This window comes from Nocardioides sp. NPDC057772 (assembly GCF_042798075.1).
GTDB lineage: Bacteria > Actinomycetota > Actinomycetes > Propionibacteriales > Nocardioidaceae > Nocardioides.
Map to the genome: position 1 here is coordinate 1 of NZ_JBHVKN010000095.1, position 18,565 is coordinate 18,565.

Below are 18,565 nucleotides of genomic sequence, written 5' to 3' on the forward strand. Positions count from 1 at the left end.
GAGACGCCGAGATGGTCAGCGAACTCGCGCAGGCTCATGCGCAGCGCGACCACGCGCAGCCGCCGTGCATCCGCTCCCGTCCACGTATCCACCTCCGCATTGAACCAGGTTCGAGCGACGAAGAGGACCGAATGGGCGGCGGAAGGGCGGCAGTGGGCCGTTCCGCCTGGCCCCCTCGCTGACCAGGCTGGAATACGCCCGGGGCGCCGAAAGGGTTTCCATCCATGTGGTCGGCGTCCTGGGCTCCAACTCACAACCACACCCGACGGAGTCGCGATGAGTTCCGCAGCCAGACGCCCTCGCCCAGGTCGCCCGCGTCGAATCCCCGAGATCGACAGCAAGCTGACACCTCGCGACCAGATCCTCGACGCGTCGGCCCGCCTCTTCACGCAGCGTGGTTACGCCGCGACCTCCACAAGAGACATCGCCGACGCGGTCGGGATCAGGCAGGCCTCGCTCTACTATCACTTCGCCGGGAAGCCCGGCATCCTCGAGGAGCTGCTGGCACGAACCGTGCGTCCGACCCTCGATCAGCTCCACAAGATCGACGCGATTGCCGAAGAGCAGGGTGCAGCGGGTGCGCTGTACGCCTTGGTGATGATCGACACCGCAACGCTCACCGAGGCCCCGCACAATGCTGGGCGCCTGCCATCGCTGCCCGATGTGAGCTCGCAAAAGGAGAGCACGCCGTATCAGGCGATCCACAGCGATCTGGTCGACGCCTACGCCCGTCTTGGCGCCCGGGTCTCCGGCCTCGACGTCAACGGGATCCTGCTCGCGCACCTGGTCGAGATCGTGGTCGCCCTCCGTAGCAAAGGTCTCGACGTCGACGAAGCCACCCGCCACATGGTCGCCGCCTCCGCACTGCGGGCCTGCGGCGCGACCCAAGACCAGATCACGATCGCGGCCGCGGTCACCTGGTCCGAGCTGCTAGCCGAGTAGTCAGCCCTTCCGACACCCCGGCAGCGCCGTCACTCGTGGGTGGTGTGGCGGTTCGGCCAGGTCACCTCCCGGCCCAGCGCCTGCAGGCTCACTCCCTATACGGACGGACGCTCGGCTCGTGCTACGAGACTTAGCCCGCAGCATCAACCAGCGCCGGTGTCCTCACCCAAACACTGCGCGGATGCCCGGCCGATCAAAAGTCAGGGCCATGTCCCGTGGCGACCGCCCGGACTCGTTTTGAGCATCGGGATCAGATCCGGCCGCGAGGAGAGCTCGGATCAGTGCCGGGTCGCCCCCCTGAAACGCAAACACCGCTCGCCACAACGGCGTGTTCCCATACGCATCACGAACATCGACAGGGGCTCCAGCTTCAAGGAGCACCGTAGCGACCTCCAGATGGTCCTGCTGACAGGCGAAGTGGAGCGCCGTCGCACCCATCTTGTCCGCTGCGCCAACATCCGCGCCGGCCTCGATCAACGAGCGCACTAGGGACACGTTGCCCTCTACCGCCGCTTGATGGAGGGGCGTCCTGCCTTGTGGATCGTTCATGTCATCCATCATGGCATCTCGTATTTGTGGCTGATGTTCGATAGCGGATCTTCGTAAGTGTAGTGGGTGGGGTCGTTTTCATACTCGATGAGTTGCCTTCGCGTCCAGCCTTCCTCCCGCGCACGTCTCTGGGTGCGCCACCACTCAAATCCTGGTCGGTGACCGAAATGTCCCTTCCCTTCGGGGATCTCAACGCCGGTGTTTGGATCGTAAATTTTGCCATCCGGCGCGCGCTGCGCGTCCAGGATCGCCTTCTTTGTGCCGATCCGTAGTTTCACGCGGCGCTTGGCGACGTCTACGGCGGCGCCAGCCACCTCCTCGGCCTTTCGAGTGTCTCGGGCGGTGTCTGCTGACTCGATGCCGAGTTTGACGGCCTTGGCGGGTTTGAGGATCGGGATCATCATCGCGATCTCCGCGCCGCATCCTGCGCTTGCTTTGTCGCAGGCCTCTGGGTCGAAGACGACGATCTTGAGGACGGTTTCGACGTCGTCGCGCCAAAGTTCGGGGCGCTGATCGAAGTAGGTGTCGATCACGTCGTTGGCGTCGACCATGTACCCGCCGAGAAGCATCAGGGTGTCGTCGCGGGAGTCATTCTGGTACGCGTTGCTGACGGCATTCGCGTGGTCGAAGTCTTCCTTGCTGACCGATTCGACCTCTTCGACGGTGTTGGATTTAGGGATGCTGGAGTCTCGGGTGTCTCCGACGGTCGCGATGTGGTTGTCGACCGACTCGAAGGATCCGTCGAAGCCGTCGGGGCTGACTGGGCGGTGTCCGTCGAGGTCGATCAATCCGATGGGGTTGCCGCCTGCGTAGGCGTATCGGTTGGTGCTCCAGGGGTCGGTGCCGAGAGCGAGGTCGTTGAGGGCTCCGTTGTAGAAGTCTCTGGTGAGGTAGCGGTTGATGCCGGGGTTGTAGTCGCGGAATCCGATGTCGTAGGTCCCGGCGCCGCCATGGATGCGCTTCCCGGAGAACCGGTAGGGGTTGACCGCCTCGGTGTCCTCGGCCATCCGGTCGGTTGGGCTGGCGGCGGCGGAGAAGGCGTCGTCGCCCGTGGTGCCCTTCTTGTCCGGTTGTCCGTAGGCGGTGTAGCGGTACGTCGAGGCGGTCGTCCCATCTGGGCCGGTCATCGTCTCGATGTCACCGTGGGGGTTGGTGCCGTAGTACTGAGTCTCGTTCGTGGATTCATTGACGGGCGTGTTGGTGAGCTCGAGTTGCTCGCCGGCGGGTCCGTAGGCGTAGGTCTTGGCGACTTCCCAGGCGCCGAGAGTGTTCTTCTCCTCCTCGACCGCGATTTGGTCGCTGGTGCCGAGGTAGGTGAACCGCAGATTCTTGGTGGGTTTGCCGGTGATGGCGGTGGTCTGGGTGGTGGTGCGGTCGAAGGGGTCGAAGGTTTGGCTCTTGGTGAGCTGCAAGGCGCCCGTGGTGCTGTCGTAGCGTTGTTCGCGGGTGGTGCGGTCGAACCCGTCGTAGGTATAGCGCTCGAGCACGGTGTTGGACTGGTCGACGGAGATCAGCCGGCCGTAGACGTCGTATCGCCTGGTCGCGGTCAGGGAGCCGACGGTGGTCGTGTTGAGCCGGTTGCGGTCGTAGGTGAAGGTTGTGGTGGTGGCGCCGATGGTCTGGTCGATGACGTTGCCGGCGGCGTCGTACTTGTAGGTTTCGTTTTCACCGTTGTCGGCACCGGTCTTGGTGACCGAGGCAACCTGTCCGCCGGGGGTGTAGCCGAAGGCGGAACGTTGGTCGATGGTGCCGCTGGAATCAGGCTGGTCGAGCTTGGCCAGGTCGTAGGTTCTCTGTCCGTCGGCGTCGTAGTCGACGGTGTGAGCGGCGACGACCTGGTTGCCGCCCGCGTCGTTTCGGCGTTCGTCGGTGGTGCGGAGAAGTCGGTCTTCGTAGAAGGAGTATCCGACCCGGTTGCCGTTGGGTTTGGTCAGGGAGGTGGGTAGGCCGCGAGAGTCGTATTCGTAGGAGTAGGTCGAGGTCGCTGTGGTCGGGGTGGCGCCGGTGCGAACGGTGGCGACCATGTCGCGTACGTCGTAGGTGTAGGCGGTGTAGCGGGAGGCGGCGATGTTGCCGACGGTCTGGTCGGGGTCGGCGGGTCGGGTTGCGTTCGAGCTGGTCAGGTTGGAGTTGAGGTCGTAGGTGTAGGCGGTAGAGCGGCGTTCGGTGGTGCCGGCGAGCTCGCGGGTGAGCGCAGCGCGGCCGCGGCCGTCGTAGGTGGTCTCATACGCGTTGGTCTTCGCACCAGGGGTCTTGTCGTCGACGCGGGTGGTGAGTCCGTTGCGGTCGTAGGCGTAGGTGTAGTCCTTCGACGGCCCGGGCGCGGTGGGGACGAGCTGGACGTTGTCCGCGACCACGACCCCGTCGGTGGAGGGTTTGAGGACGATGGTCTTCGTGGTGGCGCCGGTGAACTGGTAGGAGCCGAGGGACACCCACTTCTGGCCGGCGGTGCAGGTGCGTTGGTTGGCGGTCGCGGTGGTGGTGCCGCCGGCGTGGTTGATCGTGTACTTGGCGGCGGTGGAGGTGTCGGTGCGGACCGGGCAGGAGGCACGGACCTGGTAGGTGTCAGTGGCCTCGGGGGTGACCTTCCAGGTGAAGGTGTCGCTCGCGCCCGCCGAGCCGGCGGCGGCAGCGGCGTGGGTGCGGTAGTTCGCGCCATAGGTGTTCGTGCCCCCGGATACGGTGCCCCAGGTGCCGGTGGAGTCGGTGATCCAGCCGTGGGCGTTGTCGTAGTTCTGGATCAGCGCCCTCGATCCGCCCTCGGAGCGGGACTTGAGGGAGCCGTCGGGGTGGTAGGTGTTGGTCTGAGTGCGGGTGGTGCCGTCTTCACCGGCGTTGCCCACCGAGGAGAAAGAGCGTTCGATCTGCTGGCCAAGCTCGTTGTAGGCGTAGGTGGTGGTCAGCTGGAACGGGTCGATCGACTTCTTGATCTCACCGGAGGGGTAGTGCTCGTAGCTGGTCCACTGATTGGCCGCGGTCGGTTTCTCGCTGGCGAAGGTGGGCAGGGACTGTTTGGTCAGGCGGCCTGCGTCGTCGTACTCGTAGAACGTCGAGGCCGGGTTCGGGTAGGTCGCGTTGCCCGCCTTGTGGGGTGCCTTGGTCTGGATCACGCGACCGAGGGCGTCATAGACAGTTTCGGCGACCCTGCCGGTGGGGCTGGTGGTCTTGATGACCTGACCGATCGGGTCATAGGTGGTCTTGGTGACCTGGTCACGTGCCGAGCTGGCGCCGTAGGGGGTGTGGGGGACGTGCGTCTCGATCAGCTGGCCAGCGGTGTCGTAGACCCTGCGGACCCGGATGCCGCGCGGGTCGATGGTGGCAGTGACCAGGCCGTCGGGGTCGTACTCGGTGCGGGTGACATACCCCTTGGCGTCGGTTTCGGTGATCGGGCGGTGGTTGAGGTCGTAGTCGACCTTGGTGGTGTAGTCCGAATCGATCGGGGTGGCGTTCTTGACCGGATCGATCGTCTCGACCAGGTTGCCCACCTTGTCGTAGGAGAACCGGGTCGTCGCGGTCTTGTTGGTGCCATCCGTGTCCGCGAAGGGCACCTGGACCCGGACCTGCTGGCCGACCTTGTCGTAGGTGTAGCGGGTGACGAAGTCGTCGGGGTTGGTCGTGGTGGCCACACCGACGGGGGCGGTCTCCTCGATGACCTGGCCCAGGTCGTCGTACTTGGCCTCGGTGGCCCGACCGGTGGTGTTGTTGTCGGGCAGTTCGACCCGGGTGGGGAGGTCGGCGGCGTTGTAGGTGGTGCGGGTGACCGCGCCATTGGGGGCCGTGGTCGTGGTGGTGTTGTCGTTGAGGTCGTACTCGGTCGCCGTGGTGCGGCGGCTGGTCGGGGACCCCTCCCCGCTGTCATCGCCTGGTGTCGTGACGGCGGTGGGGCGGCCGAACCCGTCGTAGGCGACCGTGGACTTGTTGGTCAGCGGGTCGGTGGCGGTCAGGGTGTTGCCGCGCTTGTCGTAGGTGAACCGGGAGACCTTGCCAAGTGCGTCGGTGACCGTGAGTGGCATCCCGGACTCGTCATAGGCGTTGTAGGTGGTGACCTGGTTCTTCGCGTCCGTGACCGTGGCGAGGGTGCCATCGGGGTTGTAGGCGTAGCTGGTGGTGTGCTGGAGCGGGTTGGTCACCGTCTTCAAGGCGGCGGTGGCAGGGTCGTGGGTGAACTTCCAGGTGCGGCCCGCGGGCGAGATCTTCTCGGTCAGGATCGTGGGGGCGCCGGGGGCGTTGGGGAGTTCCTGGTAGTGCAGGCGAGTGGCGGCTCTGCCGTTCTTGACGGCCTCCGCGTCCCGGACCTTTGTCGGGTAGCCAGTGAGAAGGTCGTACTCCCAGGTCGAGACCGCGCCGTTGGCTTCCTCGAGGCGGATCACGTTGTGGTCGCGGTCCCAGCCGAGCTTGGTGGTCTGCTGGAGAGAGTCGGTGATCTGGGTGGTGCGGCCATACCCGTCGGAGCGGTAGGTCGTGACCGTGTTCCCTGGGCTACCAGTAGTCGCGTTGTGGTCAGTAACGACCGCGACAGTGTCCTTGCCCTCTGAAGAGTCGGGATCGGAGTAGGTGAAACCGGTGGTCTTGCTGCGACGATCGGTGAAGGTCTGGGGCCAGTTGGCGTAGGCAGAGTTCTCCGTGGAGGTGTAGTAGTCGATCTGGGAGGTGTTGTTCCGCGGGTCGGTGACGCTGGTCAACAGCGCGTTGCCGTTGGTTGAGGTCGCGGAGTAGGCGAACCCGAATCGCTTGACCGGTGCTGTAGGGACGCCTTCGACCGGCGCAGCGGTGTCCGACAGGCCGGTGAGCTGGTGGGAGTCGCTGTAGCTGAACCCGAGCCGCTGCCCGGCGATATCGGTGATCGAGGTCAGACCATCGGTATCCCAGTTCAAGGTCAAAACCGTGCGGTTCAGAGAGTCGGTCACACTGGTGAGCCGGTTCTGGGCGTTATAGGTAAAGGTGAGCTCGTTGCCGAAGGTGTCGACGACGCTGGTCTGCAGCCCGGTTTCTTGGGAGACGAAGAACCGGGTGCCGTCGGGACGGGTGAAGACCCACTGATGTGCGGTATCCGCTGCGGTGTCGCGGTGCAGTTTCAACGCAACGCCGGCAGGCCGGTCGTACTCCAGTCGGTTCGGGGTGCTCGTGTTGTCGTTGAGCTTGTAGACGTGGGTGGTGCCATCGCCATCGACGAACGTCATCAGGTTGTTCGTCGATCCGCCCGATGGCACCGAGAGCCTGGATCCGAGCCGAAGCAGGGTGGCGGGTTGGACCGAAACACCCCAGCCGGCGCCGGCGTCGGAGACATCCATGCTGTTGTAGGCGATCCGGACGAACGCTGAGGGGCCGATCGACGGGTTCGAGATCGGCTCATAGGACCAGGTCACGTTGCCGGAGGACAGGTTCGTGAGGATTTGGGATCCGGCGCCGCTCTCCTCGCCCGCGTAGGTGCCGAACTTCTCCAAGCCCAGCACGTTCGAGGTCGGGTTCTCCACGTACCGGTCCTGGCACAGCAGCCCGTTGGTCGCCATCGCGCACCCTGGCGTCGAGTTCTCGGTGCCGCCCGGCTTGTACTGATGCGCCGTCGACCACCACGCGCCATCGGCGGTGTTGCGCAGGTCCAAGTAAAGGTCGTAGGCCAGCCGTTTGCTGCCGGTGTCGGACTGGATCGGGGTGCGGACGGGCAGCGTCACCTCGACCGACTCCCCCGGATCCAGCGCCCGGCCGAGCGCGACCTCGAGCCGGTCGCCCTCGTCAGTCTCGTCCTTCTCGGCGTCAGGCAGGGTCCACCGGTAGGTCAGCTCCAGGCTGGAGGGCCAAGTGGTGTCGGTGGTGTTGGTGACCGTGACCGGCACCCTGGTGATCGTGCCTGGCACGAACCGTTCCGGCATCGTGGGGGCCTCGAAGACCTGGTCGTCGTTCTTCACCAGGTGCTCCACTCGCAGCCGCGGCCGCAGGCTCGGCTCGGCCCCTTCGCTGTTGAGGAACCAGACCCGGTGCGTGGAGGGCCCCTCGTCGCGGATCTTCAGCAACAACCCGTTCGGGGCACCGGCGGCGCCATCGATCCAGCCCTGGACGGTCGACTTCAACCCGGTGGTGTTGAACGCCACCCGGTCGGGGTCGTTGTTCAGCGACGCGGAGGCCGCCGCGGTGGCCTTGTAGTCGCCACCTGGCGTCGACCACGCGCCAGCGGTTGAGGCACGTTCCCAGGTCGCCTCGTCCTCGATGAACCCACGGGTCAGCTCGTGCAGGTCATAGGTCGAGGCTGTCCCCTGCCCACTCGACTTCCACAGATCGAAGGAGGCAGAGGTGACCTTGACCCCGCGCTTGATCGTGGAGGTGTCGAACCCGAACACGGCGCGCTCATCGCCGTAGTTCCAGTGGTTGTTGCCGACCTGGACCCAGGTCCGGTCCCCCTTAGTGATCTCGTCCGGGTTGGGAAGGTTCGTGGTCGGCTTCGCCGCCGAGAGGGTCGTGTCTGCGACATCACCGCCCGGGCCGCCGGTACGACTGGCGGTGAAGATCCTGGCGATCCGGCCCTCCCGGGGGATCTCGACGGTCTGCGGGGCCGCCGCGGCCGTGCCATCGCGGCCCTCCTCCGCCGCGCTCCCCTCGGATGGTGCCCGGAGGTCCGCGACGGAACGTGCGACCACCCAGTAGCGGTAGGTCGCCTTCTCGGTCGCGGTCGAGGCCACGGCGGTGTCGTCACGGAACGTGGTGGTGTCCGCTGGCACGGTGCCGACCAGTTTCAGGGCACCGTTACGGGCGTACTCGGTGGTGAAGTCCTCCCCCACCGGTGTCGTGCAGGCTGCCTGCGGCAGGGACACGCAGCCGCGGAAGATCTGGTACTCCACGACATCGTCGTTCTCGGAGTAGGTGATGTCGTTGGCCTGCGACCACGACAGCTCCGGGCCGTCCGCATGCACCGTGGTCGGGACATCCTGGGTCGGGCCTGGTGTCCCCAGCACGACCACCAACTGGGGCCGGGTGTCGCCCTCGCTGGCGAAGGTGGCATCCGAGGAGTGGTACTGAGGGCCACCCAGTGGTGCGGTGGCCCGGTCCTCGTTCTCGGCCTTGACCAAGACCCCGAAGTTCTCTGCGGGCGAGTCGATCCACTTCTGGACCATCGAGCCCAGCCCGTAGCTGTGCCAGGCGTCGTACTGGGTCGCGCCCTTGGTCGCGGTCGCGTACTCCATCCACCGGATCGCGTCCGCCATCGGCGTCGTGGCCGACGCACCGGCCCCGGACTGGCGCGTCAGCCGCACCTGTGCGGTCGCGCCCGGAGAGAAGTGCTGACTCTTCGACAGCGACTTGTACAAGCCGCCGGTGGTCTGGTTCACCGTCGTCGAGACCGCCGGGAGCTGATCGCCGGTGACCTGGTAGGTCGGGCTTCCCTGACCGGTCCGCGGGGGCACCCGTGCGTCGACGTCGAACCAGCCTGACCACGGCAACTTCGCGTTCCAGTCGAACGTGTCCGGCGTGGTGCCCGACGTCGGCGAGGAATAGCTCCTACCCCACGTCTCGGGGTCGGAGATCTCCTTCCACGGGCCGGTGAACGACGTCGCCCCGGCATCACCATCATCGACGGTGAACCAGTTGTAGTGCAACGGCTCCGAGACCCTAGGCGGGGTCTCGTCATGACCATCGGTCCCCATGGTGGCCCACGTCGCAGTGGTCTCCTCCCACGACTTCACGATGGGGTAGGCATTCATCTTGACCGGCGACCCCTGGTTGGTGTGAGGCGACGACATGTACAGCCGCAACTGCGCCCCGTACACCGTCGACCCCGCTGGGATCGCCGTGGTGTCGAACTGGAACAACCCTCGCCATACACCGCCGTTGGCCACCCCGATCGGGATCGTCGGATCCGCCGGGCGCGCAGCAGTGTCACCCGAATAGATCGCCGCATCCTTGCCATCGGCGGCATCCGGCGCGTACACGATCGTGGGGTCGACCCGGACCGGGAAACGTCGGTCCTTGGCCCCGAGCCAGTCCGCGTCGGGGTTGATCGTCACCGTCGTGGCACCATCAGCGGTCCGATCCAGGACCTGCGAGACCGCATCCGACCGCTTCTCGGCGCCGTCGACCATGAACGGCGCCGGCAGCACCAACCGCGGCCGCTTCGCCTTCTCGCTCGTGAACAGCCCGATCGCACCGCCTTCGGCCTTCCCAGCGCCCTTGCCGTCGGCGAGCGGCTTGGCGATCAGGCCCTTGGTGTCCAGCGTGAACGTGAACCCGTCAGCGGGCACGGCCTTCGCGTTGGGGAGAACGATGTCCTCCTTCAACACCCCCGCGCCCACCGAATAGTCCAGATCGGCATCGCCGAACACGTCGGCGACCGTGACCCGCGAGCCCTTCGCCTTCGGTGCCAGCTTGCCATCCAAGCCGGTCGCGCCCAGGCTGACCGACCAGCCATCGCCGGTCAGCTCCGCCAGATCTCCGCGGGACTCCCCGAAACGGGTCTCGAACACATTCGTCGTGTTCACGAACGCCGTCGCGCCAGTCCCGGGCTCGACCTCGGTCTCGATCGGCTGCCACTTGCCCTTCGCCGACGATCTATAGTGCACCGGCGACGTCGACAACACCATCTGGGTCGTGCCATCCGACATCAGGTACGAAGACGAGGACTCGCCACGCTCACCGGTCAACTCACGTACCCGGTACGGCTTCCCAGACCCCCGCTTGTCGGCCTGGCGCCGATCAGCCTCCTGGATCGACCGCAACGCCGCAGCCGTACGTGACGACTCCGCAGCTATCGCAGGGGGCGGCGCGGTCAGCGCCTTCGAAGCCTGAACAGGAACCGCTGACGCCCGGCCAGCCAGGCCGATATCGGTCGACACGACCGACCCCAGCGAAACCCCAACAGCGATGACAACCATCGGCACCAGCCGACGAACCAGATAATGCTTCACAGCAGCCTCCGGGGCCAAGCGACACGACCCGATGCCGTGAAGCCGTCACCAAACAGATAGCCCCTCGGGCATATGGCCGCAACCACAATTGAAGAAACATCCGCAAAAGAGCAGAGGGGCTCCGCGCGTCAGGCTTGAATCGTGCCGCCAGATGGAATATGCCCGGACGTCAGCATGAGTTCTTGAGAACGGGCAGGCTTGCGCTCGTGCGACTGTCGAAGGCCCTCAGGGCTTGTCGAAGAAGGCCTCGACGACCCGCTCGGTGGCCTTGCCGTCCTGGGTGTACTGGTACTTGGCGTTGAACGCCGCGATCTGCTCGCGGTAGTCGGCCGCGAGGCGGTCCAGGTCGGACAGGGCCGCGACGACCTCCTCGGCGGTGTCGAGCATCGGCCCGGGGGCGGTGTCGGCGTAGTCGTAGAGGAAGCCGCGGATGCCGCCGGTGTAGTCGGACAGGTCGGGCACCAGGAACACCATCGGCCGCCCGGTGAGGGCGAAGTCGAAGCGCAGGCTGGAGTAGTCGAGCACCGCCGCGTCGGAGGCCAGGATCAGGTCGTTGATCTCCGGGTAGTCGGTGACGTCGATGATCCGGGCGGTGCGCTCGCTGCGCTCGCTCCCCTTCGAGTTGAACCGGTGGCCGCGCAGCAGGATGACATACTCGTCGCCCAGCGCCTCGCTGGCCGCGACCACGTCGAGGTGCTCGACCATCTTCGCCGAGCGGTAGTTGAGCGCCAGGTGGTCGCGCCACGTCGGGGCGTAGAGGATCACCTTCTGGTCGGAGCCGATGCCGAGCAGGTTGCGCGTACGCTCCCGGTCCTCGTCAGCCGACGGGCCCACCAGGGCGTCGTCGCGCGGATAGCCCTCGCTGTGGATCGGGCCGTCGTAGGCGTACTCCTCGCGGTAGTAGCGGTCCATCTCCGGCGTCGGGGTCAGGATCAGGTCCCAGCCGGCGGTGGTGCGGTCGAGCTCGGCCTCGCAGCGCAGCGGCGAGAACATCTTCGCGCGCCACATCCGCAGGCCCATCGACTTGGCGGGGTAGCCGTGGAAGGTCTGCAGGAACCGCTGCCCCTCGCGCTTGTGCCACCAACGGTCGAAGTCGATGTTCTGCACCAGGTATTTCGCGGTGCCGATGACGCGGTACCACTCCGGGCTCTGCAGCACGACCGGCACGCCGCCCTCGGGGACCCGGGAGGCGTGGTCGGCGATGCCCCAGTAGAGCGTCAGGTCAGGGCGGGTGCGACGTAGGTGCTCGTGGATCGCGAGCTGGGAGTCGGTCGCGGTCGAGCCGGCGTAGGTCGAGAGGTAGACCGCGGACTCGTCGATCGGCTCCTCGGCGGCCAGCACGCGCTCGCGGGCGAGGTTGTGGGCGTAGCTGCCGGCGTGGTCGACGGGGATCGGCGGCTGCAGAGTGATCCCGGGGCCGTTGCCGTTGACCGGGCGAAGCCGGACCTCGTCGTTGACCTGGAACTCCGCCTGGTGCTCGAGGAACGCGGTGGTGTGGCGTACGTTGCCGCTGCGGTTGGCGCCGCACGTCAGCTGGAACTGGTAGACGCCGCTGGGCAGGACGGACTCGCCCAGGCCCCACTCGTCCCAGTGCAGCGAGAAGACGACCTCGAAGTCGGGGGCGTCGGTGTCGATCTTGACGGTCTCGCGGTGTCGCGAGCCGGCGAGGGTGAGCCGGGCGTGCTTCGGGATCGAGCCGAGCCAGTGGCCGCGCACGGTGATGCGGCCCTCGCCGAGCTCGACGCGGTCGAGCGCGACGGTGTCGGCGACCTCGATGATCGAGGCGAAGCCTCGGCCGTCGCGCGAGGCCAGCACGCTGCCACCGCGCTCGCCGGTCCACGGCTCGCCGACCGGGTCGGTCCAGACGATCCGGCCCGTGCGGCCGTCCTGAAGGGTCTCCAGCCGCCAGGCGGCGGGCGCACCGGGCTCGACCGCTCCGTGGGCAGGCAGGGTGAGCGTGACCGTGCCGTCCTTGACCGGCGCCTCGATGCGTACGCCGCCACCGATCGCCCGCACGGTCTGCGGGAGCTCGCCGGCCAGGGCCAGGGCCACGGTGCGGCCGTCGACCTGCACCTTCTCCAGGGAGGTCGGCTCCGTCGGGACGGCGCGGAAGCTCAGCTCGTCGAGGAACCGATCGCACGCCACGGACAGACCGGAGGAGGTGTGGACCCGCGGCCGGTAGCGCGTCGCCAGGTTGCCCGCCGGCCCGCGGGGATCGATCTGTACCTCACTGGTGGTGCGGACGACACCGTCGACGTCGACGGTGACCTCGAGATGCCAGCGTCCGGCGGTGAGCAGGCTGAGGTCGATCTCGGTGCGGCACCCGCCGGGGCGGTAGTCCTGATACTTGTGGCCGATGGTCATGTTGGCCTGCGCGTCGTAGCGCGGCGTCACCGTGAGCTCGATGGGGTCGGGGAGCACCTCGTCGGGATCGCTCGCGAAGCCGTCCTCGTCGTCCATGTCGACCAGGTCCGGCACCAGACGCGCGGTGATGACCGGAGTCTTCTCGGCGAGGTCGACCAGCTCGATACGCGCCACCAGGTCGACCTCGACCCGGTCGGAGTCAAGGGGACGTACGTCACGGACCAGCACTCGGGCCGGCGTCTCGTGCACGTTGAGCGTCGTCACGGCCTCGGGCAGGTCGGTGTCGGGGAAGATCCCGTGCACCTGGCCGCCGGCGACCTGCGTGCGCAGGTTGCCGCGCTCGAACCAGCGCGACGCGACGAACCCGGTCAGCTCCTCCCGCTGGTCGGCGAGGAGGTAGGTCAGCCGTGCCCGCACCTCGACCGGGAGCTTGAGCCACACCTGCGGGGAGACGTCGCGCTCGATCTCGACGACGAGGTCGCGCAGGCCGGTCCACTGCTCGGGGCTCATCCGCTCGACGTCGCCGAGGATGGTGTTGGCGCGGCTGGCGAGCTCGCCGAGCGCCCAGTGGTCGCGCAGGTCGGAGGCCAGCTCACCGATCGCGACCCAGGTCGAGCGGGTCTGCTCGATCCACTCCTCCATGCCGAGGGTCTGGTCGTGGAGCTGCTCGACCGGGGTGCCGTCGGCACGGTCCATGTCGACGCACACCGGCGCTGTGACCACGTCGAAGCGGTTGGCCTTCAGGTAGCCATCGAACCCGACCGCGGCCGCGCCACCACGGCCACCGAAGCTGAAGCCGTGCTGCCGCCAGAACGAGGTGCGGAAGAGCCGGTTGCTCACGCCGACGTCGCTCAGCGCGACCGGGAACTCGTCCAGGGTGAGGCCGGAGCGGTTCTGCGCGTGCACGAGGTCGTAGGCCGGCACCACGGGCGGGGAGAGCCGCTGGCGGCTCTCGATGCGACCGACCGCGAGGTCGGAGCCGCTCCGCTCGAGCGAGGTGGCCAGCGTACGCACCGCGTTCGGGGTGAGAAGGTCGGCGGCGAGCAGGAAGCAGACGTAGTCGCCGCGCGCGGCACGACCGCCACGGTCACGGGCCTCGGCCTGCGTCGCCGAGGTGTCCAGCAGCCGCAGCCGGTAGTCGTCGGGGAGGTCGGCGAGGACCTGGTCGCTCACCACGCCGGCCTGGCCGTAGGGGGCGATGAGGATGTCGAGCGTCGTATGGGTCTGCTCGCGGACCGAGAGGAGGGACTCGGCCAGATACTGCTTGTCCTGGTCGGTGACGGTCACCACGACCGAGACGAGCGGACCGCGCTCGTGGCCGAGAACGCGATGCCCGGCGTCACGAGCCAGTCGACGGATGCCTTGCGGCATCCTTCGTTCGGCGCGACGCAGGACGTCGACGATTCCCTGACCCATGCACATCCCTCTCGGTTCGAGGGCGCCAAGGATGACGTCCTCGCGAATCTGATCGAACCCAGAGGTTACAGGCGTACGAACGTTCTCCCGCACTCCGGCCGATACCCCCGGAGTGATCAACGACCGCGTTCAGCGCCCGGATCCGGGCCCTTCGGCGCCGGGTGTGCCGATCGAGACGACGATGCCATCCGGCAGCCGGGCGGTGCTCAGGCGCACCCCCGTAGCGCACTCATCAGGGCCGCCGGCCATCAGGTCCACCAGGTCGAGGACCCCGCGACCGGTGAGCTTGGCGACGCACTCCGCCCTGGTCCACCGCTCCCAGAAGCCGTCCGCGCCGAACCGCCGCGCCAGGGCCGCCGGGACCGTACGCTCCACCTCGGCGTCGATCGCCACCGGGACGTCGTAGGAGCCCGTCCAGGCGACCACCCGGCCGTCGTGGAGGTGGCTGCGGGCGCGGTAGCCGGCGAGCTCGGCGTCAGTGCCGACGCGGAGCGGGCCGGGGTGCATCAGATCGAGCCGCCGCCGTCGATGACGATCGACTGGCCGTTGATGTTGGTCTGCTCGAGCAGCAGCATCCGCACGGTCGGGACGACGTCCTCGGGCGTGGTCATCGCGCCCGAGGGCGTACGCCGCGCGATCGACTCGAGCTGGTTGGCACCGAGCACCGCGGACATCTCCGAGGCGAAGAACCCGGGAGCGACCGCGTTGGCCAGCACCCGGCCGCCGAGCTCACGGGCCAGCGAGCGGGTCGCCGCGTCGAGGCCGCCCTTGGTGGCCGAGTAGGCCACCAGGCCCTGGTAGCCGCGCTGGCCGCAGATCGAGGTCACGTTGACGACCCGGCCCTTGAGGCCCTTGCCGATCAGGCGGCGCAGCACGAACCGGGTCAGCACCAGGGGCGCGGTCAGGTTGGTCTCGATGATCTGGGCGATGCGGTCGGAGGAGGTGTGCACGTGCAGCGAGTCCTGCCCGATCGCGGCGTTGTTGACCAGCCCGTCGATGACGCCGAGCTTCCCCTCGACCTCCTTGACGAACGCCTGGGCCGCCTTCTCGTCGGTCACGTCGACCGATCCAAAATGGGTGGCCTCGGGATATTTCTCGGCCAGCCGGTCGAGCTCGGGGGTCACCGTGCGTGCGAAGGCCGCGACCTTCACGCCTCGCTCGAGCAGGTCGGTGACGATGGCGAGGCCGAGGCCGCGCGAGGCACCGGAGACCAGCACGACGGAGGCCGGCGGAACGGGTTGGAAGTCAGACATCGCTCTTCAGCGTCTCCTTGGCCGGGATCTCGGCGAGCATCTTGATACGCCGGGGCACGGCGTACTCGGGCAGCCGCTCGGCCGCCCAGCGGGTCAGGTCGTCGGCGCTCACGGTCGAGCCCGGACCGGCGACGACGTCGGCGACGACCATGGTGCCGACCAGCGGCGCCTTGCGGCCACGTACGGAGGCCCAGGCGATGTCGGGGTGGGACTGCAGCAGGTCCCGGACGGAGCCGGCGGAGACCTTCGAGCCGCCGACGTTGAGCTCGTCGCGGTCCAGGCGACCGGTGACCAGCACCCGGCCGTCCTCGATGCGGGCGGCATCTCCGGTGCGTACGGCGCCGGCCATCTCGGCGCCCGAGGCGTCGGTGCCGTGGTGGGGCGAGGTGATCACCAGCTCACCGTCGACGACCGACAGCCGGGGGCGACCGGGCACGTCGCGGTCGAGCCACTCCTCCGGGAACCCGGCGCGGCCGTCGTGGACGACGATCGAGGCGCCGACCTCGGAGGAGGCGTAGATCCAGGACACCCGCGCGTCCGGAAAGGCCTCGCTGAGCTGCGACAAGACCGGCTGGTCGACCGGCTCACCGCCGAGCGTGACCTGCTCGAGCGGAAGCTTGCCCAGCTCGGGGCCATGACGCATCAGCGTACGCCGCCAGAACGTCGGGGTGCCGGAGACCGCGGTGACGCCGTGCTCGAGCGCGGGCGCCAGCCAGTCGTCCAGGTCCGCGGGGTCGACGAGCACCAGGTCCTGGCCGGGCACGCCCAGACCGAGGGTGATCACCTGCCACCAGGCGTACGTCCCGGGTGAGTAGGGGCACAGCCAGGTGCGCGGCGCCAGCTCGCCGGTCACGGTCGAGAGCGACGCCAGGGTGTGGCCGACCCGCTTGGGCCGGCCGGTCGACCCGGAGGTGAGCAGCCAGACCCGGCCGTCCTCGGCCGTCCGGGGGCTGGTCGCCGCCTGGACGTCGTCGCCTGCGGCCAGGTCGAAACCGGCCGCGCGCAGCTCCTCGGCGAGCGAGTCGTCGAGCCGCGCGGAGGCGACGACCAGCATCTCTCCGCCGTCCTCCAGCGCGGCGACCGCAGGCAGGGCGTCGACGCTGTGCTCCACCACGTACGCGGTCGGTGCCGACCGCGGAGCAGCCTGATCGGCGAGCTCACCCCAGGTCGTACGCCTCCCCGTCCGGGCGTCGACGACGAGGTTGCCGGCGATCACTGCCCCTGGATCTCCACGAGCAGGTCGAGCACGTCACCGATCGTCTCGATCGAGCGCAGACCGGCCGCCTCGAAGTTGAGCTCGTCGCCGATCTCGTCCTCGACGCGGAGCGCGAGCTCGGAGAAGTCGAGGGAGCGGAAGCCGATGTCGGCCAGCTTCGCGGCGTCGTCGTCGGGCAGGGTCTTCCCCTGCACGGCGAGGACCTCGCCCATCAGCTTGCGGACCGCCGGTCGGTCAAGAGTCTCCATGGCCCCGGACCATATAACGTCAGGGCGCATCCCCCGACGTCTGAGGAGACCGATGTTACGACCGGCGACCGACGCCGACCTGCCGAGCATGCTGTCGTGGCGCAACCAGGACGCGAACCGGTCGGTGAGCATCAAGCAGCATGTGATCACCGCCGAGGAGCACGCCGCCTGGTGGTCCCGGGTCAGCCAGGATCCGACCCGGCGGGTGCTGATGTTCGAGTACGCCTCCCGCCCCCTCGGCGTGGTGACCTTCTTCGACCACGATCCCGCCGCCAGGTCGGCCTCCTGGGGGTTCTATCTCGACCACGACGGCACCGCCGCCGACGGCACCGCGCTGATCGCGTGGGCCAAGGTGATGCGTGAGGCCGTGGCGTACGCCTTCGCTCCCGAGCCCGACGGTCTCGACGTCGACCTGCTCGAGGGCGAGGTGCTCCCCCACAACGAGGCCGTACGCACCATGAACCGCCGCCTCGGGTTCACCGAGGGCGAGCCCTACGAGCAGACCGTCGACGGCGGTGTGGTGACCGCCATACCGGTCCGCCTGCACCGCGACGACCGACCCACCCGACGTTCCGGCAAGGAGCAGTGATGACCCACCACGAGATCACGGTCGGCGACCGCAAGATCGGGCCCGGCCACGAGCCGTTCGTGATCGCGGAGATGTCCGGCAACCACGGCGGCGACCTGGAGCGGGCGCTCGACATCGTGCGCGCCGCGGGCGAGGCCGGCGCGCACGCGCTGAAGATCCAGACCTACACCGCCGACACCATCACTCTGGACGTCGACACCCCCGCCTTCCGGCTCTCGGCCGACCACCCGCTGTGGCCCAACCGCCGCCTCCACGAGCTCTACGAGGAGGCGCACACGCCGTGGGAGTGGCACGAGCCGATCTTCTCCCTGGCTTCGGAGCTGGGCATGGTCCCGTTCTCCGCCGCCTTCGACCCGACCGCGGTCGACTTCTTGGTCGGCCTCGGGGTGCCGATGCTGAAGTCGGCCTCCTCCGAGATCACCGACCTGCCGCTGGTCCGGGCGATCGCCGAGACCGGGCTGCCGACGATCATCTCCACCGGCACGGCGACGCTCGCCGAGATCGACGCGGCGGTGCGCACCGCGCGGGCGACGGGCAACGAGGACCTCGTCGTGCTGGCCTGCACCGCGTCCTACCCGGCTCCCCCGGAGGCCTCCAACCTCCGCGGGATCCCGGTGCTGCGCGACGGGCTCGACGTCGCGGTCGGCCTCTCCGACCACACCCTCGGCATCGGCGCCTCGGTCGCGGCCGTGGCCCTGGGCGCCTGCGTGATCGAGAAGCACATCACGCTCTCGCGCGAGGACGGTGCCGTCGACTCCGACTTCTCCCTGGAGCCGCACGAGTTCGCCTCGTTGGTCAGCGAGACGAAGATCGCCTGGCAGGCGCTCGGTGAGGCCCGGATCGGACCGAAGTCGGCCGAGCGCGAGGGCCTGCGGTTCCGCCGCTCGCTGTTCGTCACCCGCGACGTACGCGCCGGGGAGAAGGTCGGACCGGACAACGTACGCTCCGTCCGCCCGGCCGACGGGCTGCCGCCCGCCGACGTCGACATCGTCTTCGGCCGCACCTTCACCCAGGACGTACCGGCCGGGACGCCGCTCAGCTGGGACCTGGTCTAGATCGCTCCAGCACGGTCGAGGGCCAGGAGCGCGTCGGCGACG

10 protein-coding genes are annotated in these 18,565 nt (G+C 68.1%); 3 read left to right on the plus strand and 7 right to left on the minus strand.

Features of this window, described 5'->3' with window-relative positions:
* Positions 1 to 276 precede the first annotated feature (276 nt).
* On the plus strand, positions 277 to 942 hold the full coding sequence (locus ACFVJS_RS16290) for a TetR family transcriptional regulator (protein ID WP_378882121.1): 666 nt from the start codon (positions 277 to 279) through the stop codon (positions 940 to 942).
* 162 nt (positions 943 to 1,104) lie between these two features.
* On the opposite strand, the gene ACFVJS_RS16295 is transcribed toward ACFVJS_RS16290, so the two are convergent.
* From ACFVJS_RS16295 to ACFVJS_RS16325, 7 genes are all read right to left on the minus strand, one after another.
* Positions 1,105 to 1,500, minus strand: a complete 396-nt coding sequence (locus tag ACFVJS_RS16295; RefSeq protein ID WP_378882124.1) for an ankyrin repeat domain-containing protein — start codon at positions 1,498 to 1,500, stop codon at positions 1,105 to 1,107.
* Positions 1,500 to 10,079, minus strand: a complete 8,580-nt coding sequence (locus ACFVJS_RS16300; protein WP_378882129.1) for a DNRLRE domain-containing protein — start codon at positions 10,077 to 10,079, stop codon at positions 1,500 to 1,502. Before ACFVJS_RS16300 ends, ACFVJS_RS16295 begins: the two co-directional genes overlap by 1 nt.
* 528 nt (positions 10,080 to 10,607) lie before the next feature.
* Positions 10,608 to 14,162 (minus strand): CDP-glycerol glycerophosphotransferase family protein, encoded by a 3,555-nt coding sequence (locus ACFVJS_RS16305; RefSeq protein WP_378882132.1) that lies wholly within the window; start codon positions 14,160 to 14,162, stop codon positions 10,608 to 10,610.
* Between the two features lie 129 nt (positions 14,163 to 14,291).
* Positions 14,292 to 14,669 carry a hypothetical protein gene (locus ACFVJS_RS16310; protein WP_378882135.1) on the minus strand — a complete coding sequence of 126 codons (378 nt, stop codon included), beginning with the start codon at positions 14,667 to 14,669 and terminating at the stop codon, positions 14,292 to 14,294.
* Positions 14,669 to 15,415 carry an SDR family NAD(P)-dependent oxidoreductase gene (locus ACFVJS_RS16315; protein WP_378882137.1) on the minus strand — a complete coding sequence of 249 codons (747 nt, stop codon included), beginning with the start codon at positions 15,413 to 15,415 and terminating at the stop codon, positions 14,669 to 14,671. The genes ACFVJS_RS16310 and ACFVJS_RS16315 overlap by 1 nt, the downstream gene beginning before the upstream one ends.
* The gene (locus ACFVJS_RS16320; protein WP_378882140.1) at positions 15,408 to 16,631 is read right to left on the minus strand and encodes an AMP-binding protein; all 1,224 of its coding nucleotides are present in this window, start codon (positions 16,629 to 16,631) and stop codon (positions 15,408 to 15,410) included. The genes ACFVJS_RS16315 and ACFVJS_RS16320 overlap by 8 nt, the downstream gene beginning before the upstream one ends.
* Positions 16,628 to 16,879, minus strand: a complete 252-nt coding sequence (locus ACFVJS_RS16325) for a phosphopantetheine-binding protein (protein ID WP_179660172.1) — start codon at positions 16,877 to 16,879, stop codon at positions 16,628 to 16,630. Before ACFVJS_RS16325 ends, ACFVJS_RS16320 begins: the two co-directional genes overlap by 4 nt.
* Positions 16,880 to 16,931: 52 nt before the next feature.
* Between ACFVJS_RS16325 and ACFVJS_RS16330 the strand changes: the two genes are divergently transcribed.
* Together ACFVJS_RS16330 and pseI are read left to right on the plus strand one after the other, a co-directional pair.
* Positions 16,932 to 17,468, plus strand: coding sequence for a GNAT family N-acetyltransferase (locus ACFVJS_RS16330; RefSeq protein ID WP_378882143.1), 537 nt, complete (start codon positions 16,932 to 16,934; stop codon positions 17,466 to 17,468).
* Positions 17,468 to 18,523 carry a pseudaminic acid synthase gene (gene pseI, locus ACFVJS_RS16335; RefSeq protein ID WP_378882145.1) on the plus strand — a complete coding sequence of 352 codons (1,056 nt, stop codon included), beginning with the start codon at positions 17,468 to 17,470 and terminating at the stop codon, positions 18,521 to 18,523. Before ACFVJS_RS16330 ends, pseI begins: the two co-directional genes overlap by 1 nt.
* The last annotated feature ends 42 nt before the right edge of the window (positions 18,524 to 18,565 follow it).

What these genes read in the sequence shown, in the direction of transcription:
- ACFVJS_RS16290 (WP_378882121.1), top strand. Translation starts at nt 277, where the DNA reads ATGAGTTCCGCAGCCAGACGCCCTCGCCCAGGTCGCCCGCGTCGAATC.
- pseI (WP_378882145.1), top strand. Translation starts at nt 17,468, where the DNA reads ATGACCCACCACGAGATCACGGTCGGCGACCGCAAGATCGGGCCCGGC.
- ACFVJS_RS16310 (WP_378882135.1), bottom strand. Translation starts at nt 14,669, where the DNA reads ATGCACCCCGGCCCGCTCCGCGTCGGCACTGACGCCGAGCTCGCCGGC.
- ACFVJS_RS16305 (WP_378882132.1), bottom strand. Translation starts at nt 14,162, where the DNA reads ATGGGTCAGGGAATCGTCGACGTCCTGCGTCGCGCCGAACGAAGGATG.
- ACFVJS_RS16330 (WP_378882143.1), top strand. Translation starts at nt 16,932, where the DNA reads ATGTTACGACCGGCGACCGACGCCGACCTGCCGAGCATGCTGTCGTGG.
- ACFVJS_RS16300 (WP_378882129.1), bottom strand. Translation starts at nt 10,079, where the DNA reads ATGTCGGATGGCACGACCCAGATGGTGTTGTCGACGTCGCCGGTGCAC.
- ACFVJS_RS16325 (WP_179660172.1), bottom strand. Translation starts at nt 16,879, where the DNA reads ATGGAGACTCTTGACCGACCGGCGGTCCGCAAGCTGATGGGCGAGGTC.
- ACFVJS_RS16315 (WP_378882137.1), bottom strand. Translation starts at nt 15,415, where the DNA reads ATGTCTGACTTCCAACCCGTTCCGCCGGCCTCCGTCGTGCTGGTCTCC.
- ACFVJS_RS16295 (WP_378882124.1), bottom strand. Translation starts at nt 1,500, where the DNA reads ATGGATGACATGAACGATCCACAAGGCAGGACGCCCCTCCATCAAGCG.